The sequence below is a fragment of the Stenotrophomonas thermophila genome (genome assembly GCF_001499715.1).
Taxonomy (GTDB): domain Bacteria; phylum Pseudomonadota; class Gammaproteobacteria; order Xanthomonadales; family Xanthomonadaceae; genus Stenotrophomonas; species Stenotrophomonas hibiscicola.
Map to the genome: position 1 here is coordinate 1 of NZ_CVIW01000057.1, position 2,828 is coordinate 2,828.

A 2,828-nucleotide genomic window follows, 5' to 3' on the forward strand; every position below is an offset into this window, starting at 1 on the left:
GGAAGTGCGGCAGCACGTACTCGGCGATCTCGTGGAAGGTCTCGGCCAACGGCCGTTCGTTGCGGCGGAACTGCAGGCCGATGTGGTCGACACCGGCCGCCTGCATGGCATGCAGCTCGGCCAGCAGGGCTTTGCGGCCGCCGCGCAGCCCAAAGCGCCAGCGCTGCAGCGGGGCATCGGCATTGGCCACCAGGTCCAGGTGGATGAAGCTGGCATACGGCTTGTTGCCGGCCACGGCGCGCCAGGCCGCCACGCGTTGCGCATGGTCCTGTGGCGTGCCCGGGTAGGCCAGGCAGCCATCCATGTGCTGGCCGATCCACGCCGGTTGCTGCTGGGCCAGGCCGGCCACGAACAACGGCAGGGCTGGGCCAACCGCAGGCAGCACGTCCAAGCCCTGCGGCAGGTGCGCGGCGGCGCCTTCGCGCAGCAATGCGATCTGCTCGCGGAAGCGGCTGTCCCGCGTGTCGAAATCGCGGCCGAACAGCGGGTACTCCACCGGGCGGTCGCCACTGGCTACGCCCAGCAGCAGGCGGTCTCCGCTCAGCCGCTGCACGCTGCGCGCCGACTTCAGGGTCAGCAACGGCTCACGGATCGGCAGCACCACCGCACCGGTGCCCAGCAGGATGTCATTGGTGATGCCGGCCAGGTAGCCGAGGTAACTGAATACCTCGAACACCTGCGCCGCATCGCCGAAGGCTGGGTCGTAAACCGGCACGTCGCGCACCCACAGCGCACGGAAGCCGAGGCGGTCGGCCAAGCGTGCCAGTTCTGCATGGCGCTGCAGGTCCGGTTCGCCGGGCAGGCGTCGCGCGGCGCGTCGTGCCTGTTCGCCCAGCGGCGTCCAGTCATTGTCCAGCGGTGCTTCGATGCCGATGCTGAAACCACCGGCCTGCAGCCGCGCCAACGCACTGCCCATGGCGAGTCTCCTCAGTCCCAGGCCGGGGCCAGGCCCGGCGGATCGACTTCGCGGCCGTTGCGGTCAAGCGCGGCGATCGCGGCCATGTCATCGGCATCCAGGTGCAGGTCCTGGGCGAGCAGGTTGCTGGCCAGGTTCTCGCGCTTGGTCGAAGACGGAATGACCGAGTAGCCCCGCTGCAGCGCCCACGCCAGCGCGACCTGGGCCACGGTGGCCTGGTGCTTGTCGGCGATGGCGGCCAGCACCGGATCCTTCAGCACCTTGCCGTAGGCCAGGGTCATGTAGGAGGTCACGGTGATGCCCTGGTCCTGCAGGAAGGCGGTCAGCGCCGGGTTCTGCAGGTAGGGGCTCAGTTCGATCTGGTTGGTGGCGATCTCGCCGGCACCGACCACCTCGATGGCCTGCCGGGTCAGCTCGATGTTGAAGTTGGACACACCGATCTGGCGGGTCAGGCCCTGCGCCTTGGCGTCGGCCAGCGCGGTCATGTATTCGTGCAGTTCAACGCCATTGCCCGGCGCCGGCCAGTGGATCAGCAGCAGGTCGACGTAGTCGGTGCGCAGCTTGGCCAGGCTGTCGCGCAGGCTCGGGATCAGCTTGTCGGCAGCGTAGTTGTCCACCCAGATCTTGGTGGTCAGGAACAGCTGGTCGCGCGGGACGCTGGATTCGGCGATGGCCTGGCCGACTTGGGCTTCGTTGCCGTAGATCTGCGCGGTATCGACTGCACGGTAGCCAACGTCGAGGGCGTTGCGCACCGAGTCGATGACGGTTTGGCCGGTCAGGCGGAAGGTGCCGACGCCAAAGGAAGGAACGCTCATGATGGACTCCAGGGACTTCGTTGAGAGCCGGTGGGCTCGGGACAGGGCGAAGTGTGGGCGCTTTACATTTGTTGATTAAGCCATGTATACGGGAAACGATTTTGCGTCGAGGTAAAAAATGAAAACCACTCTGGATGAGCTGAAGGCCTTCGTGGCCGTGGTCGACAGTGGTTCCATCACGGCGGCGGCCGAGGCGCTGGAACTGACCATCCCCGCCCCCAGCCGCACTCTGGCGCGGCTGGAGGACAAGCTGCAGACCACGCTGCTGCGGCGGACCACGCGGCGGCTGGAGCTGACCGAGGAAGGCGCGGCGTTCCTGGAGTACGCGCGCACGATCCTGGCCACGGTGGACGAGGCCGAGGAACAGATGGCCGCGCGGCGGCTGCAGCCGGTCGGGCGCTTGCGCGTGGACGCCGCCACGCCGTTCATGCTGCACGTCATCGTGCCGTTGCTGGAGGGCTTCCGCGAGCGCTACCCGCAGGTCGAGCTGGAGCTGAATTCCAACGAGGGCATCACCGACCTGATCGAGAAGCGCACCGACGTGGCGTTCCGCATCGGTGTGTTGCGCGACTCGACCCTGCATGCGCGGCCGATCGGCCACAGCCGCATCCGCGTGGTGGCCAGCCCCGAGTACCTGCGCCGGCATGGCACGCCAACGCGCGTGGAGCAGTTGCGCGAGCACGACCTGCTGGGCTTCACCCAGCCCAGTTCGTTGAACGAATGGCCGCTGCACGATGCCGATGGTGGGCCTTTCGTGATCGCGCCGGCGATCGCTTCATCCAGTGGCGAGACACTGCGGCAGATGGCGGTGACCGGGCTGGGCATCGCCTGCCTGTCTGATTTCCTGACCCGCCAGGATCGGCGTGAGGGCCGCCTGGTGCAGCTGTTCGCCAAGCAGACGCAGGAGGTGCGGCAGCCGATCAATGCGGTGTACTACCGCAACACCGCGCTGGCCGCGCGCATCACGTGTTTCGTCGACCACGTGACGCAGACGCTGGGGCAGCGTCCGTTCGACGAATAGAGATCGGTAGAGCCGGCCGCTGGCCGGCTTTTCCCACCAGCCAGATCACCGCGGTTGCCGGATCACCGCAGCTGCC

Annotated in this window: 3 protein-coding genes; 1 reads left to right on the forward strand and 2 read right to left on the reverse strand. The window is 67.5% G+C overall.

Going from position 1 to position 2,828, the window contains the following annotated elements; translation table 11 throughout:
- Together BN1263_RS17805 and dkgB are read right to left on the reverse strand one after the other, a co-directional pair.
- Window positions 1-916, reverse strand: a 916-nt coding sequence (locus BN1263_RS17805) for a TIGR03571 family LLM class oxidoreductase (protein WP_058983078.1), incomplete at its 3' end; no start/stop codon positions are given.
- 11 nt (window positions 917-927) lie between these two features.
- Window positions 928-1,731, reverse strand: coding sequence for a 2,5-didehydrogluconate reductase DkgB (gene dkgB / locus BN1263_RS17810; RefSeq protein ID WP_058983080.1), 804 nt, complete (start codon window positions 1,729-1,731; stop codon window positions 928-930).
- Between the two features lie 118 nt (window positions 1,732-1,849).
- Here dkgB and BN1263_RS17815 point away from each other — a divergent pair, with 118 nt between their 5' ends.
- Window positions 1,850-2,752 (forward strand): LysR substrate-binding domain-containing protein, encoded by a 903-nt coding sequence (locus tag BN1263_RS17815; protein WP_058983082.1) that lies wholly within the window; start codon window positions 1,850-1,852, stop codon window positions 2,750-2,752.
- Window positions 2,753-2,828 lie beyond the last annotated feature (76 nt).